Annotated in this window: 22 protein-coding genes and 1 tRNA gene; 8 read left to right on the forward strand and 15 right to left on the reverse strand. The window is 60.7% G+C overall.

Annotation, left to right across the window (positions count from 1 at the left end; genetic code table 11):
* Positions 1–108: 108 nt before the first annotated feature.
* On the forward strand, positions 109–987 hold the full coding sequence (gene rarD, locus EDY99_RS12890; RefSeq protein ID WP_072627347.1) for an EamA family transporter RarD: 879 nt from the start codon (positions 109–111) through the stop codon (positions 985–987).
* A gap of 1 nt (position 988) precedes the next feature.
* Here rarD and dhbA read toward each other — a convergent pair whose 3' ends face one another.
* The 11 genes from dhbA to citC form a co-directional block, all read right to left on the reverse strand.
* The gene (dhbA, locus tag EDY99_RS12895; RefSeq protein WP_039565253.1) at positions 989–1747 is read right to left on the reverse strand and encodes a 2,3-dihydro-2,3-dihydroxybenzoate dehydrogenase; all 759 of its coding nucleotides are present in this window, start codon (positions 1745–1747) and stop codon (positions 989–991) included.
* A gap of 101 nt (positions 1748–1848) precedes the next feature.
* A complete protein-coding gene (locus EDY99_RS12900; RefSeq protein WP_046896443.1) occupies positions 1849–3039 on the reverse strand; it encodes an isochorismate synthase MenF in 1191 nt (396 codons plus the stop codon).
* A gap of 189 nt (positions 3040–3228) precedes the next feature.
* Complete coding sequence (locus EDY99_RS12905) at positions 3229–3921, reverse strand: 4'-phosphopantetheinyl transferase (protein ID WP_123061805.1); 693 nt, start codon at positions 3919–3921, stop codon at positions 3229–3231.
* Between the two features lie 161 nt (positions 3922–4082).
* Positions 4083–5312: a bifunctional glucose-1-phosphatase/inositol phosphatase gene (gene agp, locus EDY99_RS12910; protein ID WP_123061806.1), complete on the reverse strand. Its 1230-nt coding sequence runs from the start codon at positions 5310–5312 to the stop codon at positions 4083–4085.
* A gap of 146 nt (positions 5313–5458) precedes the next feature.
* Positions 5459–6922, reverse strand: a complete 1464-nt coding sequence (locus tag EDY99_RS12915; protein WP_033643712.1) for an anion permease — start codon at positions 6920–6922, stop codon at positions 5459–5461.
* Positions 6923–6947: 25 nt separating this feature from the next.
* Positions 6948–7832, reverse strand: a complete 885-nt coding sequence (gene citG, locus EDY99_RS12920) for a triphosphoribosyl-dephospho-CoA synthase CitG (RefSeq protein ID WP_033651844.1) — start codon at positions 7830–7832, stop codon at positions 6948–6950.
* Positions 7813–8361 (reverse strand): citrate lyase holo-[acyl-carrier protein] synthase, encoded by a 549-nt coding sequence (citX, locus tag EDY99_RS12925; RefSeq protein WP_033651845.1) that lies wholly within the window; start codon positions 8359–8361, stop codon positions 7813–7815. The genes citG and citX overlap by 20 nt, the downstream gene beginning before the upstream one ends.
* Before the next feature lie 3 nt (positions 8362–8364).
* Positions 8365–9870 carry a citrate lyase subunit alpha gene (citF, locus tag EDY99_RS12930; RefSeq protein ID WP_028130661.1) on the reverse strand — a complete coding sequence of 502 codons (1506 nt, stop codon included), beginning with the start codon at positions 9868–9870 and terminating at the stop codon, positions 8365–8367.
* The gene (citE, locus tag EDY99_RS12935; RefSeq protein ID WP_042784990.1) at positions 9870–10790 is read right to left on the reverse strand and encodes a citrate (pro-3S)-lyase subunit beta; all 921 of its coding nucleotides are present in this window, start codon (positions 10788–10790) and stop codon (positions 9870–9872) included. The genes citF and citE overlap by 1 nt, the downstream gene beginning before the upstream one ends.
* Positions 10774–11082, reverse strand: a complete 309-nt coding sequence (gene citD, locus EDY99_RS12940) for a citrate lyase acyl carrier protein (RefSeq protein WP_004940811.1) — start codon at positions 11080–11082, stop codon at positions 10774–10776. Before citD ends, citE begins: the two co-directional genes overlap by 17 nt.
* The gene (gene citC, locus EDY99_RS12945; RefSeq protein ID WP_004940809.1) at positions 11082–12152 is read right to left on the reverse strand and encodes a [citrate (pro-3S)-lyase] ligase; all 1071 of its coding nucleotides are present in this window, start codon (positions 12150–12152) and stop codon (positions 11082–11084) included. Before citC ends, citD begins: the two co-directional genes overlap by 1 nt.
* Before the next feature lie 313 nt (positions 12153–12465).
* On the opposite strand from citC, the gene dpiA reads away from it, so the two are divergent.
* From dpiA to EDY99_RS12960, 3 genes are all read left to right on the forward strand, one after another.
* Positions 12466–13152, forward strand: a complete 687-nt coding sequence (gene dpiA / locus EDY99_RS12950; protein ID WP_047574538.1) for a two-component response regulator DpiA — start codon at positions 12466–12468, stop codon at positions 13150–13152.
* A 102-nt stretch (positions 13153–13254) separates the two neighbouring features.
* Positions 13255–16344, forward strand: coding sequence for a beta-galactosidase (locus tag EDY99_RS12955; protein ID WP_123061807.1), 3090 nt, complete (start codon positions 13255–13257; stop codon positions 16342–16344).
* Between the two features lie 114 nt (positions 16345–16458).
* A tRNA-Asn gene (locus EDY99_RS12960) sits at positions 16459–16534 on the forward strand.
* Between the two features lie 97 nt (positions 16535–16631).
* On the opposite strand, the gene EDY99_RS12965 is transcribed toward EDY99_RS12960, so the two are convergent.
* Positions 16632–17465, reverse strand: coding sequence for an oxidoreductase (locus tag EDY99_RS12965; RefSeq protein WP_033644318.1), 834 nt, complete (start codon positions 17463–17465; stop codon positions 16632–16634).
* A 105-nt stretch (positions 17466–17570) separates the two neighbouring features.
* On the opposite strand from EDY99_RS12965, the gene EDY99_RS12970 reads away from it, so the two are divergent.
* Positions 17571–18491: an AraC family transcriptional regulator gene (locus tag EDY99_RS12970; RefSeq protein ID WP_123061808.1), complete on the forward strand. Its 921-nt coding sequence runs from the start codon at positions 17571–17573 to the stop codon at positions 18489–18491.
* A 135-nt stretch (positions 18492–18626) separates the two neighbouring features.
* Here the strand turns inward: EDY99_RS12970 and EDY99_RS12975 are convergent, their stop codons facing one another.
* Both EDY99_RS12975 and EDY99_RS12980 read right to left on the reverse strand, forming a co-directional pair.
* Positions 18627–19415 (reverse strand): alpha/beta fold hydrolase, encoded by a 789-nt coding sequence (locus EDY99_RS12975; RefSeq protein ID WP_047574528.1) that lies wholly within the window; start codon positions 19413–19415, stop codon positions 18627–18629.
* 153 nt (positions 19416–19568) lie between these two features.
* The gene (locus tag EDY99_RS12980; protein WP_123061809.1) at positions 19569–20600 is read right to left on the reverse strand and encodes an NADP-dependent oxidoreductase; all 1032 of its coding nucleotides are present in this window, start codon (positions 20598–20600) and stop codon (positions 19569–19571) included.
* A gap of 86 nt (positions 20601–20686) precedes the next feature.
* On the opposite strand from EDY99_RS12980, the gene EDY99_RS12985 reads away from it, so the two are divergent.
* On the forward strand, positions 20687–21319 hold the full coding sequence (locus EDY99_RS12985) for a TetR/AcrR family transcriptional regulator (RefSeq protein WP_206424497.1): 633 nt from the start codon (positions 20687–20689) through the stop codon (positions 21317–21319).
* Positions 21320–21613: 294 nt separating this feature from the next.
* On the opposite strand, the gene EDY99_RS12990 is transcribed toward EDY99_RS12985, so the two are convergent.
* Positions 21614–22186, reverse strand: a complete 573-nt coding sequence (locus tag EDY99_RS12990; protein WP_047574518.1) for a flavin reductase family protein — start codon at positions 22184–22186, stop codon at positions 21614–21616.
* Between the two features lie 129 nt (positions 22187–22315).
* On the opposite strand from EDY99_RS12990, the gene EDY99_RS12995 reads away from it, so the two are divergent.
* Positions 22316–23212 carry a LysR family transcriptional regulator gene (locus tag EDY99_RS12995; protein WP_071883593.1) on the forward strand — a complete coding sequence of 299 codons (897 nt, stop codon included), beginning with the start codon at positions 22316–22318 and terminating at the stop codon, positions 23210–23212.
* Between the two features lie 511 nt (positions 23213–23723).
* Positions 23724–25430 (forward strand): hemolysin, encoded by a 1707-nt coding sequence (locus EDY99_RS13000; protein WP_101452829.1) that lies wholly within the window; start codon positions 23724–23726, stop codon positions 25428–25430.
* The last annotated feature ends 29 nt before the right edge of the window (positions 25431–25459 follow it).

Raw genomic sequence — 25459 nt, forward strand, 5'->3', positions numbered from 1 at the left:
TTGTAACCCGCCGCCGCCGATTGTCCAGCGCCCGGCTGCGCCATTGTCGTTGGCGGCAAATTTCTCTACAGTAGCCGCCATAAAATCAATCACTCACCAGGAATGCGTGTGATTAAGGGCATCACTCTTTCGGTCGTCGCCTCCATCTTGTTCGGCGCGATGTATTACTTCACCTCTACCCTCACCCCGCTGAACGGCGAACAGGTCTACGGCTGGCGCACGCTGCTGACGCTGCCGTTCCTGACGCTGTTCATGGCGCTGTCTGGCGATTGGCGCAAGGTGAGCGACACGCTGGTCGGGATAGGCCAACGGCCGCCGCGTCTGCTGGGCCTGCTGCTCACCTCGGCGCTGCTGGGGGTGCAGCTGTGGCTGTTCCTGTGGGCGCCGCTGCACGGCAAGGCGCTCGACGTGTCGCTCGGCTATTTTCTGCTGCCGCTGACCATGGTGCTGGCGGGCCGTTTGATCTACCGCGATCGGCTGTCGCTGCTGCAAAAACTGGCGGTGGCGTGCGCCGTGGCGGGGGTGGGCAATGAGCTGTATCAGGCGGGCGGCGTATCGTGGCCGACGCTGGTGGTAGCGCTGGGGTATCCGCTCTACTTTATTTTGCGGCGGCGTTTCGGCACCGACAATCTCGGCGGCCTGTGGTGCGAGCTGACGCTGATGCTGCCGGCGGCGGCCTGGTTCGCCTTCGGCGACGGCGGCGCGGCGGCGCTGCAGATCAATGCCGAGCTGTATTGGCGCATTCCGCTGCTCGGCGTCATCAGCGCCGTGGCACTGGTGTGTTACATCCTCGCCAGCCGCATGCTGCCGTTCAGCCTGTTCGGCCTGCTGAGCTATGTGGAACCGGTGCTGCTGGTGCTTGTCGCGCTGCTGCTCGGCGAGAGCATCAGCCAAAGCGAATGGCCAACCTATCTGGCGATCTGGCTGGCGGTGCTGCTGCTGGCGGCGGAAGGCGCGCAGCACCTGCTGCGCCGCCAGCGGGTCTGACTCAGGCGGCCAGCGTGGCGCCGCCGTCGATCACGATGTCCTGCATGGTGATGTGGCTGGCCAAATCCGAGGCCAGGAACAGCACCGCGTTGGCGATTTCGTCCGGACGCGCGATTTTACCCAGCGGGATCCCCAGCTTGAACATCTCGGGGAAGCCGGCAATGGTGCGTTGCTGCGCATCGTCGGTCTGCCACATGCCGCGCTGCATCGGCGTGTCGGTCGAGCCCGGCGACACCAGATTGCACCGCACGCCGAACGGCGCCATCTCCAACCCCACGCAGTGGTTCAGGCTGGTCAGCGCCGCCTTGGAGGCGCAGTAGGCCGCCATCTGCGCGCGCGGCACGTGCGCGGCGTTGGAGCCGATGCTGACGATCGCCCCGCTGCGCTGCGCCTTGAAGTGCGGCAGCACGGCGCGGAACAGGTAAAACGCCCCCGAGGCGTTGACGTTGATGCACTGGTGCCAGTCATCCACGCTCAGATCTTCGGTATTGCCCATGCGCAGAATGCCGGCGGCGTTGACCAACACGTCCAGTCGCGGGTTCTCCGCCAGCTGTTGGCGGCACACCGCCTCCACCTGCTCCGGCCGGCTGATGTCCAACGTCACGCAGGGGTAAGGCAGATCCGGATTGGCGAATTCTCGGTCAAACCCCACCACCTCGGCGCCCTGGGTTAAAAAGTGGCGGGCGATCTGCTCGCCGATGCCGCGCGCCGCGCCGGTCACCCACACGCGTTTGCCGGTGAAATCCATCTGAATGCTCATGCGCGCACCGCCATCCGGGCGCACCGCCGGGTCATGTTGTTGTTCATCGTTGTCTCCTGCGAAAAGGATAGGATGCGGCGCGCACTGCGCCGCAAAGAGGCCTACAGCGCGCCGCTGTTCAGGCCGAAAGCGTTGAGCATGGTGCCCAGTTTGGCGGTGGTTTCCATCCACTCGGACTGCGGCGTCGAGGCGGCGACGATGCCCGCGCCGGCGAACAGCCGCACCCGGTTGCCGCGCAGCAGCCCGCTGCGGATGACGATCGCCCACTCGCCGTCGCCGTTGGCGTCGCACCAGCCGACAATGCCGCTGAACAAGCCGCGATCGTGCGGTTCCAGAGCGGCGATCAGCTGGCGGGCGCTTTCGGTCGGGAAGCCGCACAGCGCCGGCGTCGGATGCAGCAGGCAGGCCAGCTGCATCACGTTGAGATCCGGATTCAGCAACTCGCCGCGAATGCGGGTGGACAGGTGCCACATGGTGCCGGTGCTGAGCAGCGACGGGCCGCTGGGTACGCTCAGGGTGGCGCACAGCGGCGCTAGATGCCGACGAATATCGTCGATCACCAGCTTGTGTTCGTATTTGTCTTTGGTCGAGCGCATCAGGCGCTCGCTGCCGAGGCGATCCTGCTGCGGATCGTCCTGTCGGCGCGCCGAGCCCGCCAGCGGATTGGTGTGGATCTCGCCGCCCTGCTTGCGGATCAGCAGTTCAGGGCTGGCGCCGATCAACACGCTGCCATCGGCCAGCGGCAGGGAGAAGTGGTAACCGGTCGGGTTCTGCACCATCAGGTTATTGAGGATCCGGTGGCCGGCCACCGGTTGTTCCAGCTCGATATCGAGGATGCGCGACAGCACCGCCTTGTCCAGCTTGCCTTGTTTAAAGCGGCTGACCGCTTCCGCGACCGCGTGTTTGAATCGCGGTTCGTCTGGAATACTGGTGCAGGCGACCAGGCGATGCGGCTGTTGCAGCATCGGGCGCGCGGCGCGGATAAAGCTGTCGTTGGCGACGAATCGGCTTTCTTCAGGGATATACAGGCAGGAAGGCCGGCGCGTGTCGAACGGAATGGCGCCCACCACCACCGGGGCCGCCTGGCCGGCGGCTTTGGCGCGCGCCAGCGCCTGGCGAATATGCTGCGCCAGCGCGCTGCCTTCCTGCTCGCCGCCGAACGCCGGCGTCTCGATACGCTCAAACACGCCGTGGGCGGAGAGGGAACGGAATTCTGACCGGTACAAAAAGGTCGATTGTTCGGCGTACTCAAACCCGGAGAAGGTTTGGTTTTCTGTCGTCAGTGTCGCCACAAGACCACTCCTTTGTTGCGCCTCACCAATGATAATGTTTATGCGAATAATTATCATTAGCTGTAAAGGGTGGGTAAATTACACCGGATCCCCACCGTCGGTCAATCTCCGATGAATGAATCTTTCCGCACGCCGCGGCAAATTCGCGTTACGCCACAACAAGAAATAACACACTGTTATTATTGTGTTTTAGCAAAAAATAAAAGTCGTGACATCGTCACCTTCACGCCAAAACCGCCCGGCGAAACGCCGTCCGGCGCAGCAATGCGGCGTCAACGTGGTGAGCAGCGCCAATTCGAACGTCTGCCGCTGCGCATCCACCGCCACCATCCGCGCATCAAGAAAATCGAAATATCGGCGCACCTGCGGGTACAGCGCTTTGAACAGGCTCTCTTTGGCGGAAAACGTCAGCGTCAGCAGCTCGTTGAACGGCAGCGTTTCGCCCAGCAACGTCTCGCGCTCCGCCGGTGAAACGATCGCGCTCCACAGCTCCTCCGCTCGCGCCACGGACAGCAGCGTCTCCACATCCAGCCCAACGCCGCCCAGCCCGCTCTCTCGGTGTACGGCACACAGCGCGGTATGCGAATTATGGCTCAGCGCCCCGGCGATGCCCGTCGGCCACTGCGGCGCGCGATCTTCGCCGCGCGCCAGGGTGAAATCGGCGAAACCGAGCGGCGCCAGCAGCTGCCGCGCCAGCACACGCCCGGCCAGATACTCCGCACGGCGTTTCGGCACCGCGCGCGCCAGATGGTCCGGCAGCGCAAATCCCGCCTCGGGAAAACCGTCGTCGCGATACTCCGCCAGCGCAAACTGGCAGCGCGCCACCTGGCCCGGATAGCCGTCCGGCGTGAAAAATTCGATATTGCGGATAAAAGTGGGCAACGGCGGTATCCATGATAAGCAGGCAGGCTGATGATGTTAGCCCCCGAAACGGCCTGCAACAATGACCCTGGGCAAAATAAATGGCGTTAAGTCCCGCGCGGCGGCGCGTTGGACGAAGTGGGAAAAGGCCTCTCCCCCGCATTCGGGAGAGAGGCCGGGCATTACAAGATGCCTTTCATGGTCTTCTCGAAATCGCTCCAGGCGCAGAAGCCGTCTTTATCGATCGGGCAGCCTTTCAGCGCCAGCGTCACGCGCTGCGGCGGGGTTTGCAGCGTCAGCGGCGTCGCCTTGCGCAGCTGTTCGGTGGACTGATAGACGTACTCGATCTTCAGCAATTCACGGTCGTTCTGCGCGTCGCGCCAGCGCTGGAACACCAGTTTGCCGCCGATCGGCGTTTTCTCGTACTGCTGCGGCAGCTGATACGGCTGGAACTGCATGGCCGACAGCAGCGAGGCGATATTGGAGTCGTGGCCCACCAGCACCGTCAGCTTCGGCGCGTCCGGTTTGCGCTCGCCCAGCAGCGCGTTGTTGATGTAGGTCAGCAGCGGCTTGGCGACGTTCTGCGCCACCACCGGCGAGGTGAACAGCGAATCCTGATAGCCGTCTTTCAACTGCGCCAGCTGCTGCCACTGGTGCGGCGTGGCGATTTTGCCCCAGGCCACCTCTTTCATCGGGAAACCTTCGTAGTACTGCAGCATAAAGGCGTCCACCAGCGAGTTGCCCACCCGCAGCGGGCCGGAGACGCCCGGCTCTTTGCCCGGCACCGCGCTCATCACGCTGGCTTCTTTGGTCAGGTCGCAGTGTTTGTCGGTCTTGCAGGCGGCGGAATCCTTGTAGTCGATGATCTTCGCCAACTGCTGATAAGAGGCGTCCAGCTTCAGCGATCCCAGCGCGGCGTTCATCGCCGCCAGCGCCTGCTGGTTGAAGGCCTCGCTGGTGTCGGTGATGATCGGGTTGAAGGTCGGATCCATCTCGCCCATCTTGTCCTGATGGTGCACGCTGACGTCGCAGCCGGGGAACGCGCCATTGCTGAAGAACTGCGCGGTGGCCACCGTGCGCTGCAGGCTGTTGGCGTAGACGTACACGCTGCCGGCGGTCGGGCAGCCCTCTTGCGGCAACAGGCCGGTCTGCTTCAGCCAGGCGTTGAAATAGTGCCCCATATGCACTTCCAGCACCCCGCCCTTGGTGGTCAGCTGGCCGCCCGGCGTTTCCCAGGCCGGCCAGGCCTTCGGCGTGGACTGCGCCAGCACGCTGCCGTTGTTGGCCAGCGGCGCGCGCAGGTTATGGCGGCTCATCACCAGCACCTGTTCCAGTTGATAACCGCCGGCGTCCGCCAGCGCGTTCCCGGTGAATAACAAAGGCAGGCACAGCAATAACGTTTTTTTTCTCATCCGCAGAGGCTCCCGGAAAATGATTATTTTTAAGGTGTTAGCGTTTGCCTGCGTATGATGGCGGGGTTAGTGTGACAAGTGTGTGACAGGGTTCACGGGAAAAGATCGTACCAGCGGCCACCGGGCGGCGGCCGCTGTGCGTCAACTCAGTACCACAGGCTCATGATTGGCCAGCCGATCAGCAGCAGCGCGGCGATGTACACCACGCCGAGAATGCCCCCCAGGCGCCAGTAGTCTTTCGACTTCACATAGCCGCAGCCGTAGATGATCACCCCTGGCCCGGTGGCATACGGCGTCAGCACGCCCATGATGCCGATCGACAGCACCAGCAGCATCGACAGCTGCTCCATCGGCACGCCCGGCAACCCTTTGCCGACCGCCAGGATCACCGGCAGCATGGTGGCGGTGTGCGCCGACAGGCTGGCGAACAGGTAGTGGGCGAAGTAGAACACCAGCACCAGCGCCACTACCGTCATGTTCGGCGAGAAGCCGTCCAGGTGGGTGCTCATGGTTTGGGCGAACCAGTCGATAAAGCCGGAGCGCGTCAGGCCGTTGGCCATCACCACCAGCGTCGCCAGGTTAACCAGCGTATTCCAGGCGCTGGAGTATTTGGTAATGTCTTTCCACGACACCACGTGCAGCGCCAGCATCAGCGACACCGCCAACAGGCACACCGCGGTGGCGTCCAGCACCTTGCCGCCGAACACCCACAGGCACAGGCTGAGCAGCACCAGGCCGATCAGGGTGTACTCCTTGCGCGTCAGCTTACCCATTTCCCCCAGCGCGGTATTCGCCCAGGCGGCCACTTCGCTGCTGTGGGTCACGCCCGGTTTGTAGAGGTAGTAGGAGATCAACGGCGCGATGATCAGCAGCAGCAGGCCAACTGGCAGGAACGCCAGGAACCACTGCATCCAGCTGATGTGCACCCCGGCTATCTTGCCGACGAACTCGATGCCCAGCACGTTCGGCGCGGCGCCGGTGACGAACATCGAAGAGCTGATGCTGGTGCCGACCACCATCATCCACATCAGGTAGCCGCCGATGCGGCGCGAAGAGGGATCGTTAGGGAAGGAATCGAACAGCGGCGGCAGGTTTTTCACCACCGGGAACACCGTGCCGCCGGTGCGCGCGGTGTTGGACGGCGTGAACGGCGCCAGCAGGATATCGATGATCACCACCGCATAGCCCAGCGTCAGCGTGCGCTTGCCCATGAATTTCACCAGGAACAGCGCGATGCGCCGCCCCAGCCCGGTGGCCTCGTAGCCCAGCGCGAAGATAAAGGCGCCGAACACCAGCCAGACGGTGGTGCTGGAGAAGCCTGCCAGCCCCCATTTCAGCGCCTCTTTACCGGCCTTGAAGCCCGGCTCCGCCAGTTCCTGCGCGCCGAACAGCACCCAGTTGGCGCTCAGCACGCTGACGGTCACCGCGATAAAGCTGATGGCGGTGGCCGGGATCGGCTCCAGAATCATGCCGACGATCATCGCCACAAAGATGGCGAAATAGTGCCACGCCTGCGGCGGCATGCCGTCGGGCACCGGTATCAATAACAGGATCGCGAGCACCGCCAGCGGCGCTATCGCTTTCCAGATCTTTTCCTGGGTTTGGGACATAGGGACTCTCCTGAAGGCTTGGTTATTATTCTTGGGCACCCAGCTGCGCCAGCAGCCAGGTCACTATCAACAAGTCGGCGCTGCCGCCGGGGCTGAGGTTGCGGGCAATGCAGTCGGCATCGAAGCGCCGCAGGCGCGCCAGGCCCGCTTCCCCCGCCGAGCCGCCCTGCGCCAGCAGCAAGGCCGCCCGGCGCCGCAGCCAGCGCAGCCCGCGCAGGCCGCCGCGCGAGGCGACGTTGGTGTCATCGTTGTGGGCCATCAGCCACAGCAGGCTGTCCAGCAGCGCCCGCTGTTCGTCGCCACCGGCGGCCAGCCGTTGCCGATACAGCGGCAGCGCGCCGTCAAGCACCAACCGAAAACCGGATTCCGCCTCGCCGCGCGCGCCGCTGAGGCCATACGCAGCGAACAAGCGCTGGCCGGCGGTCTGCCCGGCGTTGTTGCATCGCAGCTCGCTGTCCACCAGCCCTCGGCACATCGCCGCCACTTCGGCGCATAACGATGCGGCACTGATGGCCCGGCCCTGCTGCTGCAGGCGGCCGAAGGCGGCGCACAGCAACCCGAGTGAGAACACGCTGCCCTTATGGGTGTTAATGCCGCCGGTGGCGCGAAACATCTGGTTTTCGCAGGCCAGGCCGAGCGGCCGCAGCCGCGCCAACTGCCGCTCCGCCGGCCGGCAGGCGTCTTCGCGGCCGCGCTGGATAAAACGCGGCAGCCACACGCCGATGGCGCGGGCGCTGCGGTAGAAATGCCCAAGATCCATGTCGCGATGGGCGCCGGTGTTATGGCGATCCACCAGCCCCGGTTTGGGCGTGAGGTTGACCTCCACCAACAGCGCGCGAAAGGCGGCGCGGGCGAAGTCGCAGGCCGGCTCGGCTCGGCGGGCGGGTGGATTAATCGGCAGAGATCGCATCGTTGAACATCCTTTCCATTTCTTGCAGCAGCTGCTCGCTGCCATGCCGCCGCTGGCGGGCGCAGATCTTGGCCGGTTGGCCGCACAGCAGGCAGCGCCGCGCCGGCAGGCCGATGTCGCGGCGCGACAGGATTCGCCCCTGCGCATCCAGCACGTCGATATCCCACAGCCGGCCGATCGGGCGGCTCACCTCCAGCTGCATAGCGCAATCTTTTACCCGTTGGGCGTCGGCGCGCAGCGCCACAAACCCTTCGCAGCCGGTGGCGAGCGCCAGCGCCTCGGCCTGCGGGCTCGGCCAGCCCTGTTCGGCGCACAGCCGCAGCAGCGCCGCCCACCCGAGGTTGAAAATGCCGCGCGTCAACGCGCTGTCCTTCACCGGGCCGGGCACCACCAGCGTCAGCACCAGCAGCGTGCACTCGTGCTGCGCCAGCCACGCCTGCTGGCGCGCCTGACGGCATTCGCGGCTGGTGAGCAGCTCCGGCAGGCTGACCGCACGTTCGGCGGCCAGTTGAGGATCGACGGCGGCCATCGTTTACTCCGCCACCTGATGCACCACGTCGATCACCGAGCCGTCGCGGTAGCGCACCACCGCCACCACCTTGTCGGTAAACGCGATCGGCTGCGGTTCGCCGGTCAGCTGCAGCGCGCGGGCGCGCAGCCAGTCGATGCTCACCACCTCAAGCCCGGCCTCCCGCAGGCGCTGCGCCAGCTCCGGCCGCGCCGGGTTGACGGCGATGCCGTGGTCGGTCACCAGAATGTCGATGCTGGAGCCCGGCGTGACGCAGGTGGTCACCTGCTCCACCAGCGTCGGGATGCGCCCGCGCACCAACGGCGCGACGATGATCGCCAGCCGCGCGGCGGCGGCGGTGTCGCAGTGGCCGCCGGACGCGCCGCGCAGCACGCCGTCGGAGCCGGTCAGCACGTTAACGTTGAAGCCGGTGTCGATTTCCAGCGCGCTCAGCACCACCACGTCGAGCCGATCGACCGACGCGCCCTTGGAGCTGAAGTTGGCGTACTGGTTGGCGCTGATTTCGATATGGCGCGGGTTGCGCGCCAGCGAGGTCGCCGCCGCCCGATCGAAGCTCTGCACGTCCAGCAGCTTGCCGATCAACCCCTTCTCGTGCAGATCCACCATGGTCGAGGTGATGCCGCCGAGGGCGAACGCGGCGCGAATGCCGCGGGCGCGCATCTTGTCCTCCAGGAACCGGGTCACCGCCAGCGAGGCGCCGCCGGTGCCGGTTTGCAGCGAGAACCCTTCAGTGAAGTAGCCGGAGCCGGCGATCACCTCGGCGGCGCGGCGGGCGATCAACAGCTCGCGCGGGTTAGAGGTCATGCGCGTGGCGTCGGCGCCGATCTTGTCGGCGTCGCCCACCCGCTCCAACTGCACGATCAGATCCACCCGATCCTGCGCCAGGCTGGCGGGATGATGCGGATACGGCACCAGCTGCTCGGTCAGCAACACCACGGTACCCGCCGCCTCGGCGTCCACCCGCGCATAGCCGAGCGAGCCGCAGCAGGCTTCACCGCTGTAGCCGTTGGCGTTGCCGAACTCATCACAGGCCGGCACGCCGAGGAAGGCCACGTCTATCTTCAGCTCGCCGGATTCGATCAGATTGACCCGGCCGCCGTGCGAGTGAATTTGCACCGGCTCCGCCAGCAAGCCGCGCGAAACGGCGTCCGCCAGCGGGCCGCGCAGCCCGGAGGTGTAAATGCGGCTCACCACGCCGTGGCGGATATGCTCAACCAACGGCGCATGGCAGTCGGTCAGCGAGCTGGAGGCCAGCGTCAGGTTGCGGAACCCCATCGCCGCCAGCGTCTCCATCACCTGATTGAGCGCCAGATCGCCGCCGCGAAATGCATGGTGGAAGGAGATGGTCATGCCGTCCTGCAGCCCGCTGCGGCGCACCGCTTCCTGCAAGGAGTCGCACAGCTTGAGATCGCGCGGTTTACGCGCCTGCAGGTTGGCTTTGGACACGTCCTGATAGCCCGGCAGATCCGCCGGGTTGGCGAAGGTCATCAATCGTTGTTGGCGGTTCATCATGCTTCCTCCCCGTGCTGCGCCGGTTCTTCCCGTAAGCCGGACAGCGCGGCGCGCTCCAGCACCAGCCGGGCGCGTTCAATCACCGGGCTGTCGACCATTTTTCCGTTGAGCGACACCACGCCGCGCCCTTCCCGCTCCGCCGCTTCGGCGGCGTCCACCACCCGCTGCGCGTGCGCCACCTCTTTGGCGGTCGGCGCGTACAGGTTGTGCAGCAGCTCAATCTGGCGCGGGTTGATCAGCGATTTGCCGTCGAAGCCGAGCTGTTTGATCAGCGCCGCTTCCTGCAGGAAGCCGGTCTCGTTGTTGGCGTCGGAGTAGACGGTGTCGAACGCCTGAATGCCGGCGGCGCGCGCCGCCTGCAGCAGCGAGCAGCGGGCGAACAGCAGCTCAATGCCCTCCGGCGAGCGTTCGGTGCGCAGGTTGCGCACATAGTCTTCCGCCCCCAGCGCGATGCCGATAAGCCGCGGCGAAGCGTGCGCGATCGCCACCGCGTTGGTGATGCCCTGAGCCGATTCGATCGCCGCCAGCAGCCCGGTGCTGCCTACCGGCCGGCCGCAGGCCGCCTCGATGGCGGCGATCTCGCGCTCCATGTCGACAACGTCCTGCGCGCTGTCGGTCTTCGGCAGGCGCACGATGTCCGCGCCGCCGCGCACCACCGCCTGCAAGTCCGCCAGGCCGTAGGCGGAATCGAGCGCATTGACGCGCACGATGGTTTCCACCTCCTGGTACAGCGGATGCTGCAACGCGTGGTACACCAGCCGGCGCGCCGCGTCTTTTTCACGCAGGATCACCGAGTCTTCCAGATCGAACATCAGCGCATCAGCCTGATAGATAAAGGCGTTGCTGACCATCGCCGCGTTAGCGCCGGGAACGAACAGCATGCTGCGGCGCAGCCGGGTTTTATTCAGCGTTTTCATCTTTCGCCTCCCACGGCAGTTGGCCGCCCTCGCAGGCGCGCATCAGCGCGGTTTCCAGCCGGGCGCGCAGCACGCAGTCCAGCGCCCCTTTGTCGTCGACGATCACCTGCACCGGCTCCACCTCATAACGCTGCAGCACCTCCAGCAGGGTGCGGCGGATCGCCGCGCCGAACTGTTTTTCCACGCTGCTGGCGATCAACAGATCGTGCTGCGGCCCCTCGGCGGGCGCGATGCGCACCATGACATCGCTGGATTCCAGCGTGCCGGCCATTGCTTCTCGGATAATTTTCATCATTCACCTGATTGTGCGGACTCAAAAGGATGCGGGGCCGCCTTGGCCCGGCGCTGCGTTTGCAGATCCTGCAGGTAGTACAGGGTGTCCGGCGGCACCAGCGGCGCGGCGGCGTGGAAGTCCCCCGCCGCCAGCAGCTTGCGCACCCAGGAGGCGGAGATCGCCGTGCCCTGATATTGCAAACGCTCGATTTCCACCAGCGCGATCGGCGGGCTGGGCAGCGCCGGCGTTTCCAGCCAGTAGCGCATGTCGCGGTTGTATTTCGCGGTCACCGCGCAGAACGGCTCGTTGCCGACGAAGCGGTGGGTGATGCCCAGCGCGGGCGCCAGATACTGGCGGAAGATCTTCAGATCGATTTCGGTGTAACAGTCGTCGGCCACGCCCTGGTCCTTGATGAAGTAACAGGGGAAAGTGGCGCGCGAGATCACGTACTGCGAGCCTTCGTGTACCGTGAGGTTGGGGATATCGGCGGTGCCGGCCAGCACCAGCCGGCGCCGGTCTTCATAGCTGAAGCGCGAGGTGTTTTCCTTCACCAGAAACAGGTGCAGCCAGTCGCAGCGCTTGGCCGCCTGACGCACCAGATACTGGTGCCCGCGGGTAAAGGGGTTGGCGTTCATCACGATACTGCCGATGGTGTCGCCCGGCCGGCGCTGGCTCGCCAGCTGGGCGGCGTAGCGCTTCAGGCGGCACGGGCTGTTTTCCATCAGCACCACGATGCCCGGCACGGTGGCGATCGGGTAGAAACCGCACTGGCGGAACAGCGGCTCGTTCTGCACCTTGGTGTAGATAAACAGCTGGGTGTGGTGGCGCTCGTAGGCCAGGTTCACCAGCTCGGTCGCCAGCGCCAGCGCCAACCCTTCGCCGCGCATCAGCGGGCTGATGGCGACGCATTTGATAATATTGTCGGCGATGCCGCCGCAGGCGACCAATTTGTCGTGCTGGGTAACGGTAATAAATATTTCAACCGTGGTGTCGATATTCAGATCGTTACTGCGCAAGAAGGCGCTTATTTCCGAAATCGCTTTATGATCCGATCGCTTTACCCGATTAAATACGGCATCGCCTAACATAACACGCTCTCTGGGTTAACTGGCAAACAACAAATGAAATACAAAAAGGCATTTTAATTAACATCAGAAATGGCAATTAAAACCTTAAAAACCATGAAGATAAAATCATCCTCTCGTTCGATAAACCCATGGTAAGCAGAAAAAAAACGCGGATTATTGACCTATTTCACAAACCGATCCCGGTTAATAAGTTATTTAATGTTCTTTATTTGCTTAATTAATCTTATGGTGTTTATTATTGAGATAATCTTTATTTGGCGCCGCAATTCACTTACATTCACTTAGCATTTTTATTGCAATTACGGGTCGCACTATGGAATGGCTGAACATCCTGATCGTTGAAGACGAAACGCCGCTGGCGGAGATGCACGCGGAGTTTATCCGCCAGAACGGCGGCTGCCGCCAGATTTGGCTGGCCGGCACGCTGGCGCAGGCGCGCGCCATGACCGAACGCTTCAAGCCGGATCTGATCCTGCTGGACAACTTTCTGCCGGACGGCCAGGGCATCACCCTGCTGCGCGAACTGACGCTGAGCGGGTATCGCGGCGGCATCGTGTTCATCACTGCCGCCAGCGACATGGCCACCGTGGCCGAGGCGTTGCGCTACGGCGTGTTCGACTACCTGATCAAACCGCTGGCCTATGACCGGCTGAGCCAGACGCTGCTGCGCTTCAGCCAGCGCCGCGAAGCGTTGAAGGACAAAGCGCGCCTCAACCAGCGCCGCATCGACGAGATGTTCAATACCTACGCCCGCAGCGAGCAGCAGGCGGCGCTGCCCGCCGGCATCGACGAGCTGACGCTGGGCAAGGTCCGCGCGCTGTTCGCCGAACCCGCCGCGCGGCACACCGCTGAAAGCGTTGCGCAAAAAATGGGGCTCAGCCGCACCACCGCGCGCCGTTATCTGGAGTTTTGCACCGCCGCGCAGCAGCTGCGCGCCGAGATCATTTACGGCAAGGTAGGCCGCCCACAGCGGATCTATCGCGCCGGCGAGCCGCATTAACGGTTATTTGATCGCCCTTGCAAGGTTGCGTGTAACCGCTTTACTTTTTATGCGCCGGTCAGCATCTTGGTGAGCATCACCTAGCCGACTGGACGATCGCCGATGCCTGCTGCGCCCCTAGCTTCCCTGACCGAGATCCTCGCCCGCCGTGACTGGCAAAACCCCGCCTGCACCCACTACCGCCGGCTGGACGCCCACCCGCCGTTCGCCAGCTGGCGCACGGTGGAAGACGCGCGCGACGACGCCCCCAGCGCCAGCCGCCGATCGCTGAACGGCGAGTGGCGCTTCAGCTATTTCCCGCGCCCAGAGGCCGCGCCGGAGAGCTGGCTGCAGCAGGATCTGCCGGACGCCGCCCCGCTGGCGGTGCCGGGCAACTGGCAGCTTGCCGGCTACGACGCGCCGATCTACACCAACGTGCGCTACCCGTTCCCGGTCGATCCGCCGCGCGTGCCGGAAGACAACCCGACCGGCTGCTACTCGCGCGCCTTCAGCGTCGATCCGGCCTGGCTGGCCGCCGGCCAGACGCGCGTCATCTTCGACGGCGTCAACTCGGCGTTCTATTTATGGTGCAACGGCCATTGGGTCGGCTATTCGCAGGACAGCCGCCTGCCGGCGGAGTTCGATCTCAGCCCGTGGCTGCGGCCGGGTGAAAACCGGCTGGCGGTGATGGTGCTGCGCTGGTGCGACGGCAGCTATCTGGAAGATCAGGACATGTGGCGCATGAGCGGCATCTTCCGCGACGTCAGCCTGCTGCACAAACCCGCCGCGCACCTGAGCGATGTGCGCATCACCACGCCGCTGCATGACCGCTTTACCCGCGGCGAACTGGTAGTGACGGCGCGCGCCAGCCGGCCCGGCCCGCTACAGGTGCAGGTTCAGCTGTGGCGCGACGGCGCGCGGGTGGCCGAACGCACCCAGCCCCTCGGCAGCGAGATCGTGGACGAGCGCGGCGCCTATGACGATCGCGTCACCCTGCGGCTGCCGGTGGAGCGCCCGGCGCTGTGGAGCGCCGAAACGCCCGCGCTGTATCGCGCCACCGTCGCCCTGCTCTCGCCCGAAGGGGAGATTATCGAGGTGGAGGCCTATGACGTCGGCTTCCGCCAGGTGGAAATCAGCGGCGGGCTGTTGAAGCTCAACGGGCAGCCGCTGCTGATCCGCGGCGTTAACCGCCACGAGCATCATCCGCGCCACGGCCAGGTGATGGACGAGGCGACGATGCGCCACGACATCCTGCTGATGAAGCAGCACAACTTCAACGCGGTGCGCTGCTCGCATTACCCCAACCACCCGCTGTGGTATCGGCTGTGCGATCGCTACGGGCTGTACGTGGTGGACGAAGCCAATATCGAGACCCACGGCATGCAGCCGATGAACCGCCTGGCTGACGATCCGCTGTGGCTGCCGGCGATGAGCGAGCGCGTCACCCGCATGGTGCAACGCGATCGCAATCACCCTTGCATCATTATCTGGTCGCTGGGCAACGAGTCCGGCCACGGCGCAAACCACGACGCGCTGTACCGCTGGGTGAAAAGCCAGGATCCGACCCGCCCGGTGCAATATGAAGGCGGCGGCGCCGACACCGCCGCCACCGACATCATCTGCCCGATGTATGCGCGAGTGGATCAGGATCAGCCGTTCCCGGCGGTGCCCAAATGGGCGATCGGCAAGTGGATCGGCCTGCCGGAGGAGCCGCGCCCGCTGATCCTGTGCGAATACGCCCACGCGATGGGCAACAGTTTTGGCGGTTTCGAGCGCTACTGGCGCGCGTTCCACGCACATCCGCGCCTGCAGGGCGGCTTTGTCTGGGACTGGGTCGATCAGGCGCTGATCAAACGCGACGAGCGCGGCGAAGAGTTCTGGGCCTACGGCGGCGACTTCGGCGACACCCCCAACGATCGCCAGTTCTGCCTGAACGGGCTGGTGTTCGCGGATCGCACCCCGCACCCGGCGCTGTTTGAAGCGCAACGGGCGCAGCAGCTGTTCCGCTTCGCCTTCGACGCCGCCTCGCTGACGCTGACCGTCACCAGCGATTACCTGTTCCGCCACACCGACAACGAGCAGCTCAACTGGCGGCTGGAGCTGGACGGCGTGGAGCGCGCCAGCGGCAGCTTCGATCTGGCGCTGCCGCCGCAGGGCAGCACTCGCTTCACCCTGCTCGATCGCCTGCCGATGCTGCATCAGCCCGGCGAGCTGTGGCTGAACGTGGAGGTGGTGCAGCCGCAGGCCACCGACTGGTCCGAAGCGCACCACCGCTGCGCCTGGGAGCAGTGGCGAGTGCCGCGCGCGCTGCATCCCGCGCCGCCGCCGGCGCAGGGCGTGCCGCCCACGCTGGCTGAAGACGATCAGGGGCTGACGCTCACCCACGGCGACCAGCGCTGGCGCTTCGAGCGCAGCAGCGGCCACCTGACGCAGTGGTGGCAGAATGAGCAGCCGCAGCTGCTGACGCCGCTGCGCGACGGCTTTGCGCGCGCGCCGATCGATAACGACATCGGCGTCAGCGAGGCGGACCATATCGATCCCAACGCCTGGGTCGAACGCTGGAAGCTGGCGGGCCTGTACCGGCTGGAGGAGCGCTGCACGCAGTTGCAGGCCGATGCGCTGCAAAACGGCGTGCGGGTGGTGAGCGAACACCAGTTCGGCGTGGACGGGCAGATTTTGCTGATTAGCCGCAAGCAGTGGCTGTTCGACGCGCTGGGCGCGGTGAGCGTGAACGTGGAGGTCGAGGTGGCCGACGCCCTGCCGCCGCCGGCGCGCATCGGCCTGCACTGCCAACTGGCGACGGTGCAACCGCAGGTGGAATGGCTGGGCCTGGGCCCGCACGAGAACTACCCGGATCGCCGCCTGGCCGCGCAGCACGGGCGCTGGCGCCTGCCGCTGGCGGATCTGCACACGCCATATATTTTCCCCGGCGAGAACGGCCTGCGCTGCGACACCCGCAGCCTGCGCTACGGCGGCTGGCGCATCGACGGCCGCTTCCACTTCTCGCTCAGCCGCTACGGCCTGCAACAGCTGATGGCCTGCAGCCACCAGCATCTGCTGCAGCCGGAAGCAGGCACCTGGCTGCATCTGGACGGTTTCCATATGGGGGTGGGCGGCGACGACTCCTGGAGCCCGAGCGTGCACCGGGATTACCTGCTCACCGCCGGTGTTTACCGCTATCAGCTGCGCTTGCAGCGAGCGCCCGAGGGCTAAATCTGCCAAAAAACTCAACGGGTTGCGCATTCTGTAAGCAAACAGTCACAGAATGTGTAATCCGCCTTTGACATGCCGACGGCGCCTCGCTATTATTCGCCCCGTTCACACGATTCCTCTGTAGTTCAGTCGGTAGAACGGCGGACTGTTAATCCGTATGTCACTGGTTCGAGTCCAGTCAGAGGAGCCATATTTAGAGAAGCCCGCTCAGGGAAACCTGAGCGGGATTTTTGCTGTTGGGCGGATCATAATCGGCGATCCCCTACGCTCTCGCTACCCGACACCGTTCAGCCATCCGTTGAACGGGTGAGTTTCTCCCATTGTTCAATTTCCTGACCTAACGCCTCGAGCTTTTGCCGCACCAAACTTAATGCGTCACTGCCTAACAACAGATGCGTAGGCGGGTTCCCGCTCTCGATCAATGCCAGCATGGCGTGAGCCGCCTTAACCGGATCGCCGAGTTGCTTGCCGCTTTTTTCCTGGCGCGCCTGACGAACAGGTTCAAATAACGCGTCATAGTCCGGAAGACGACGAGGGCTGCGCACCATTGAACGCCCGGCCCAGTCCGTCCGAAACGAGCCAGGCGCCACGGCGGTCACGTGTAGGTTGAACGGGGCAAGCTCTTTACTTAAGGTTTCTGATATTCCTTCCAGTGCAAATTTGCTGCCGCAGTAATAGCTGATACCGGGCAAGGTAATGAAACTGCCCATTGAGGTGATATTGATAATGTGGCCCCGACGGCGCTGGCGCATGCCCGGTAGCACGGCTTTGATCATTGCCACCGCACCAAACACATTGACGTCAAACTGACGGCGCAGCTCTGCAAGCGGGGATTCTTCCAGAATGCCTTCATGGCCGTAACCGGCATTGTTCACCAGCACATCTATCGGACCGACGGCGGACTCTATCTCTCCAACCACCTCATCAATACGTTCATCGTCCGTGACATCAAGCAGATAGCCAAAAGCCCGCTGCGTATCGAGCGCGGCGAAAGCCTGCAGTGCTTCGCTGTTGCGCACCGTCCCTACAACCCGATGCCCTACGGCGAGGGCTTCCCGCGCCAGCGCCTGACCAAAGCCACTGCTGACGCCGGTAATTAAAATCGTTTTTGCAGATGCCATAAAAAGAACTCCCATGAACCATGAAGGTTGCATGGTATTCTCTTCCCTGCCGTATTTTTAGGCCGTATTTTCTCTTTTTCTTGCCTGATTTTATGAGGTGGTGGGATGTCCGACATGATTGCCCTGATGAATAGACTTGCGGTGCAAGAGGGATACAACCTCACTGCCCTACCTGATGTGCGAATTTTGCGTTCCGATCGCCCGCTTGCCAGAACGCCGGTGCTTTACGATCCGGGGATCGTGATCGTCTGCCAGGGCAGCAAACGCGGCTATTTCGGTCAACAGACCTATTTATATGATGAGCAGCACTACCTGGCGGTTTCGGTGCCGGTGCCGTTTGTGATGGAAACCGACGCGTCGGCAGCACATCCGCTGCTGGCGATTTATATGCATCTGGATTTTCAGCTTGCCGCGGAACTGATGTTGCAGATTGAACAGCATGGCGCCCCGCATCCTCCCGTCGCGCCGCAAAGCATGATGTCGAGCCCCATGGACAGCGCGGTAAAAATGGCCGTACTTCGCTTACTTGACGTCCTGACTAACCCGCTTGAGGCGGCGATCCTCGGCCCGGCGCGGGTGCGTGAGCTTTATTTTCGCGTGCTGACAGGCGCACAGGGCAACGCAATGCGTGCCGCGCTGGCCTTGCAGGGGCAGTTTGGCAAAATCGGTAAAGCGTTGCAGCACATCCATGCCGCTTATGCGGAGCCGTTAACGCTGACGCAGCTGGCGATGATGGCCGGCATGAGCGTGCCGACCTTTCATAGCCATTTCAAAACGATAACGCAGATGCCGCCAATGCAGTATGTGAAATCGGTACGCCTGCACCAGGCACGGATGCTGATGGTACGCCAACAAATCACCGCCGCCGCCGCGAGTTACGCCGTTGGCTATGAAAGCCCATCGCAATTTAACCGCGAATTCAAGCGTCTGTTTGGCCTGCCACCGGCAGAGGAGATAAAACGCATGCAGCGTCACTTCGCCATTCCGCCCGCACAGCCTGCGTCGGTATTTGTTTCATCGCACTGAGGCTTATTCGGTATGGCAAACTCTACCTTGAGGTATGGAGTGCCCGCTTCTGGCGCATAAGAACGCGAACGATTCCAGTCACCGCTGGAATGAAAGATGCCGACAAGTTAAGGCCCTCTGTGCCTCTTACCCTCGTCACCGAGCGGACGAGGGGATATGTCCGACAGTGGCTGTTTCGGCAAGGAAGGATTCGATAGCCCTGACAAGCGCGAGCGGTGTCTCGTTCATCGGATAGTGGCCGGCGTTTTCCAGAATCTCAACCGTTGCATGGGGATAGCGTTGAAGATAGGTTTTGGCCATTAACCCGGCATTGAATGTTGGATCGTGCTCACCCACAAGCACCTTTATCGGATGCGAACCGACAATCTCATCGCTGAAATCGGTATCGGCCCATGCATGAAAATACGCAGAAAATGCTTCCTGAGAGGAATGCGATACCGAATACGCTGCTTTCCATTCGACCCAGGATAAGGGCAACCGTCCGCCAGTACTGCGGTCTATGATGGCTTTTCGATTGTCCAGTTGCTCAGCAGCATCTTCAAGCAGGCGGCGCGTCGTAGCATCGTACGAAATGCCGCCGCAAGGAACGGGTGCAACGGCAACGAGTGCCCGCACTCGATTGGGCGCGCGCGTTGCAATCCGCTCAATCACCATCCCCCCCATCGAATGACCTATCAGGCTGAAGTCGTGAAAGCCGAGAGCGTCAATAAGCGCCAGCGCATCGGAGGCAATCTCATCGATCGTGTATGCGCCGCGCGTTTCCTGCATGCCCCCATAGCCGCGATAATCCATGAACACATAGTTGAACGCGTGGACATTCAACCAGGGTTCAATCTCTTCGAACGAGTGCGCGTCACCGAACCAACCGTGAAGAACGAGAACGGGGTGGGGTCCGTTGCCCACGCGATGATATGTGTTAGTCATATTGACTCCAATGTGAGAAAAATGTGGTTTTCAGCCTGCGTGACGCGAACTTTCCGTAGACGCCATTGCGCCATCACACGACGATTTAACCGATAAGGCTTAGGAATGGCGGGTAAGTCATCCTAACCGCGATGCCAGATGACGACGTCCGTTTTATAGCTCGATCAGGACCACGCCTTTGAGGCGACCGGCACAGGCTTCCTGCAATGCAGATATCGAGCTTTCAATTCCCTTGAAGGTCGTGGACGTAAGATGAATGCGTCCGTCACGCTTCCATGTCTTCAGATCGCGTAACCAGAATCCAAACGCATCGGGCGAATGATCCGCGCTGAAGCCGCGTAATGTCATACCTTTGAAGATGATTTGAAAGCTGTCCAATGTAACCGGAGCCTGCAAAGACGCCTTTTCTGCGTTCAGCTCAGCGGTGAGCGCACCGAGCAGAACGCCACGGGCACCATCCCTTGCCAACTTAATCGCCGCAGCGAGCTGTTCACCCCCCACCATGTCTACGATGACATCAATGCCTTCAGGTGCGGCTTTCGCCAGTTGCTCGTTCATGGGGCCGCCGTCTCGGGTGACGACGGCATCATAGCCCAGTTCCTCTTGCATCCAGCGGGCCTTGCTGGCTCTGCTCGTGCTACCAATCACGCGTGTCGCGCCGAGGAGCCGTGCGATCTGTCCAGCCATCGAGCCAATGGCCCCCGCGCCGCTGGAAACGAACACGGTGTCACCTTTCTTCACCTGAACGCCTCGGGTCAACGCGGCATAGGCCGTCCAGCCATGGCCGAGATAAGCCGCTGGGTCAGGTTCGCGGCAATCGATGAGCTTGCCGTCGTGTTCGGGGATCACAGCATATTCCCGCCAACCGAACGGATGCATGACAAGGCTACCTACAGGAAGGCTGCAGCCCGATCCGGTCTGGACCACTTCTCCGATCGCGCCGTCCGCCAGAGTGTCTCCAGGGTTGAGAGGCGGGAACGGAATACCTTCGGCGGCCTTTGCATCCTCCTGCGCCATCAACCGTGTCGAGATGGATACACGGAACCAACGGTTACGGACTACGGCTTCATACGGTCCAGGCGCAGGAATGGTCGTTTCCATGATGGCGAAATCTTCGGGGTGAATTTCTCCCTGCACATGGCGGATAAGTTTAACTTCGCGGTTGTTTGATAAACCTGCAGACATAATGGTCGCTCCATAAGACTCATTTCGCTCTTTCTGGTAAAATCCAAAATATGAGCACTTGCTCATATTAATAATGGGGGTTGTTTATGGCTACTCGCATTCCTACAGAACACCGCGCGATGCGGAAACGCCCTAAACAGCAGCGTTCCCAGAACACGGTGGATAGTATCGTCGAGGCAGGTGCTCGCGTTTTGGCGCAGAGAGGTTGGGCAAACTTCACGACTAACGAGGTGGCGCACACTGCCGGCGTCAGCATCGGATCGCTGTATCAGTATTTCCCAAATAATCTGGCAATTGCCGAGGCTATTCGGAAACGGCATCTCGATGAAATCCTGAAAGTGCTTCCTGATATCAAGACACAAGGCGAAAGGGTTCCGCTCGAGGAACATATTGGCCGATTGATTGATGCGGTTGTCACGCTTCATGCGACTAACCAAGATCTGCATCGTGTTCTGATCGATGAGGTTCCGCTCGCGCCGAGGGAATTCTATGACGCTTTTGAGCGTGAGTATCATCGTCGCTATGAAGACCTCATCCGTGCGGCGGCCCCGTCAGACGATACTGAAACGGACCACTTAGTCGCGGCCCGCATTCTCGCAGATGCGTTGGAGGGCATCGTTCATTCCGCCTCTCGCCGGAATGAACTCATGTCGCCAGTGATAAAGAGAGAAGCGACGAGGATGATAATGTCTTATCTTCTGGCACGAGAGAGAACCTGAGAAGTCGGTCATGCGAAGGGAGGCGCGCTATGTGAGCAACCAGAGGCGGCATAGAATCAGTATGAACTGCTCCCCGTTGATAGACCCTTAAAGTCAGCAATTGCCATTGAGTAACTGACTTTTATATTTAGCCGCTATGATAAATGCCAACGTCCGATCCTGGCACGGAGTGGGCAGGCTAACTGAGCTGAAGGTCTGCTTTGAGCGAGGAGCGGACATCTTAAGCTGGTTGATTTTTATGCTCCCACCTCTATGTAGCCATGTTATATGGCTACACTTATACAGAAGTAAGGATTAGTCTTTTCCCGGACCATAATTAAATTTTGTACCATTTCCAATGGCGTAAAACTGTCCGCCAGCCACGTAATGGACAGTACGTAATTCATCAGGCGCATCATCAAAAATCCAGTGCCCATTCCTGAAAACGCGGTCATCACTCCATGCTCCGACAATTTCACCCATGAACAAGTTGTGCTGCTTTTCATTTTCTTCATTGGGTATAACCTTACAGACTAGCCAGCCAGCGCAACCTTCAACTAAAGGCAGATCGAACTCTTTCTGATAAAAAAGTGGGATTTTATTATTTTTATCGGGTGTATCAGAATAACTGTGACCGCCAGCATATAAAACCATTTCCATCTGATTTACTACTGGGATCTGGACAACGTAATATCCACTTCTTTCGACAAGGCCGCGTGTAAATGCCTGTGGGCCTATAAAGGCCATCACTTTGTTATTGCCTACTAATCCCACCCAGGCAGCTGCCATGACATTTTCAATACCATTATTTTTAGCCGATATCATCGTCGTTGGCCCGACCTGCAATAAACGATAGGCTTTGTCTAATTCTACGGGTTGTATTGCCATAAGTTACTCTTCTAAGTTCTGATAAAAAGATACGATAGGTTACTTGTTTGATAATTTGATTATATGCCTGGAATAATTGCAAATTAATTGCTAATATCAAAAAACATTACTGCAATTTTCACAACAATCATGAACAAACTTGATGCTCTGAAGTTTTTTATCATCGCCGCTGAGACCCTCAACTTCCGCGAAGCCTCTATAAAGCTTTCGGTTTCACCATCGGTTGTAACACGAACAATCGCTGAGCTGGAGAAACAGCTTGATGAACCTCTTTTCAGACGCAATACTCGCTCGATCTTTCTCACAAGTTTTGGCGAGCATTTTTTACCTCAAGCCAGGCGACTGCTAGAGGATTCGGAAAAACTATTTCAGACGGCGAAAGATGATAATGAAATGAAGGGCATTGTCCGTATCACGTCTCTTCGATTTCCAAAGCATGAACAAGTGTTATATGAACTATTGACTGCGCTACGCCCATATCCTGAATTATTTATCGACTGGCGTTTAGATATAAGGAAACTTGATACTGTCGAGCATCGTATCGATATAGGTATACGCGTCGGGCGAGAACCTAATCCAAACTTTATCATTAAAAATATCACGCAGGTGGAACATATTTTGGTTGCATCCCCAGAACTCGTTGCGCGCCTAGGAGCACCAACGGATTTAGAAGATCTTCGGCAACGTTATCCATTCAGCGGTTTACTTAATCCTGAAACGGGAAAAATCTTTGAATTTATGAGTGACGCGGTGAATACTTTTTCTCCTCGTCATATTGAATTTTATACTACGGACCCATACGTAGAAATTCAGGCCGCTTTGGCTGGCAAAACGGTTGTACAGTCCAGCGATTTTATCTGTAGAGAGTACTTAGCAAATGGTCAACTCATAAAACCTCTGCCAGAACTGCGACAGGAGAAATGGCAATTTTATTTATATCGACCTTATCAGACGATTACTCCAAAAAGGGTTACGGTAATTTTTTCACTATTAGAAAAAATTTTACGCAAACATTTCGTATCATAACTAACATACCGCGCAACGTCCGCTTGTGGCACAAAGCCGACTGTCAGATTAACCACTCCAGCATTTCCCCACCCATTCCACGCCCACACCATTCCACACTCCGGCAGCGCCAGAGAGAAACCGCCCCCGGCGTTGCCGTCGGTGTGAATCCGCAACGCGGCAACCACAATCACCGCCATAACGCCAACGTTTAGCCAATCCCCACCAGCGAAACCCACTCTTTTATCTAAGAAGATTCCTAACCGAGCTGACGGAAATGCCTTCCTGACGCCAATACGCGGATTTACCCGCCGATTTACAACAATAATTCTGTAAAAACAATCGATAAGCCAATCTCTCTCGCTCAGCAAGTTGCGTCTATCCTTTCGCTATGGGCGCCTGCCGCCCATCGTTCGCTGCAGATCGCGACATGCGCGTTTCTGGCTGTTCGGGTTTCGGTTTTATTCCATCGCGCGCTTCCATTCATCATGTTGAATTTCACAGCAATCTCTCAGCAACAAGGAGTGTTTATATGGCTTACGTCATTACCGACCGAGAAAAACTGCAAGCGATTTGGGAGGCCGCCAAAGCCGGCGACTGGCCGGCCGTGTATGCCGCCTCCGTCGATGCGCTCACCGATCCCAACCATGCCAACCAACCCATTGAGGGCGTGGATATCGCGGTGTATACCTGGATCAAAGGCGCCTATGGCGTGAACTCGAATCAGGGGGCGTTTGCCCATTACATTCGCGACCAAACCAAGCTGCAGTATGAGCTGCGCACCGGGCATGTGCCCGATGACTGGGAGGCGCGCATTCAGAATGCCTCCGACAACATCGCCAAAAACTTCGCCAAAACGCTGTTTGGCGTCGATCTGAGCAGCGATCCCAACGCGCCGCTGCCGGATGCCCCGCCCAGCAGCGCCAAAGTGCCGGACATTCACGAGGTCGGCCTGATCGACGCCGGCGCGGCGGCGTCCGAAGTGTTCACCGACGCCTCCTCGACCGGCGCCCCCAACTATTCCCCCTGGGCCGGCACCACATTGTTCTCTTATTTAGGCGATACCTCGTTCTTTACCGAATGGGTGGCGACCAACGATACCTCGGCCTTTAAGGTGGAAGGCGGGACTTACGATCTGATTGCCGCGGCGCAGGTCTCCATGCAGATGAAAAACCTCAGTTACGTGGTTGAAACGCTGCTGGCGGGCGAAGTGCCCACCTATTTGACCACCCTGGGCATTGGCCACGAGACCATCCGCCTCGCCGCCGAAGCGGCGCGTGATTTCTACACCGAATCCTACGGCAGCAGCGTGACCGGCGGCGGCAGCCTCATTCCCGGCAAGCTGGATATCGGCTCGGCGATTTTCAACGACATTGCCGACGTGCTGTCCACGCCGAATCTGTACCGCGTCGGTACGCTGCATGACGACGATTTCACGCTGGCGTTCGGCAATATCGCCGTTAACACCGGCAGCGGCGACGACACCATCAGCGTGCCGCACGGCTGGCAAAACAACGCCGGCAACTACGGCTGGACGGTGATCGACGGCGGCAGCGGCCATGATACGGTCGATTATTCCAGCCTGTCGCACGGGGTAAACCTGAAGTTTGACGCCCAGGGCAGCTACGGCGGGCGCGGAGTGGTCGAGAAAAACGGCATCGGGCTGTACGGTTTTAAGGACGGGCTGTACAACATTGAGGCGGTGAAGCTGACGGACTTTAAGGATAACGTCACCTTTAACGATCGGGTGCTGACGCCGGCCAACGGCCTGGAGGTTAACCTGGGCAAAGGCTCCAGCGAGATTCGCTTCGAGCACGGTTATACCACTGCGCCGGGTGGGAGCGCGCCGCAGGATTATCTCGGCGTGAACCTGAGCATGTTGTCCAACGATGTTCCCTTCCCCAACAGCCTGCTGAATATTCCCGTGAAGCAGACCCACAATATCTACATCGACGACAGCTTCGAGCTGGGCTTTTTACAGGCCTCTTCCCTGTCTATCGATAACCACCTGCTGGCCTTCGGCGCCGAAGGCTCAAACAGCAGCTTCTCGCTGAACTACAACGCGCAAACCCATACGCAGGATCTGTCGATATTCATGCAGGGCGAAAGCGCGCTCAATCAGCACGTCGTCAATATCTACAATTGGGATCAAGGCGACTTCGGCATCACGCTGGAGCAGCCGGCCATTCAGCTCGTCGGCTTGCAAACCGTTACGCCGCAAGAGCTGGCGGCCGCCTAAGCGAAGCCCGCCGGGTTTACCGGGCGGGC

This window comes from Serratia sp. LS-1 (assembly GCF_003719595.1).
In the GTDB taxonomy this organism is placed as follows: domain Bacteria; phylum Pseudomonadota; class Gammaproteobacteria; order Enterobacterales; family Enterobacteriaceae; genus Serratia; species Serratia ureilytica.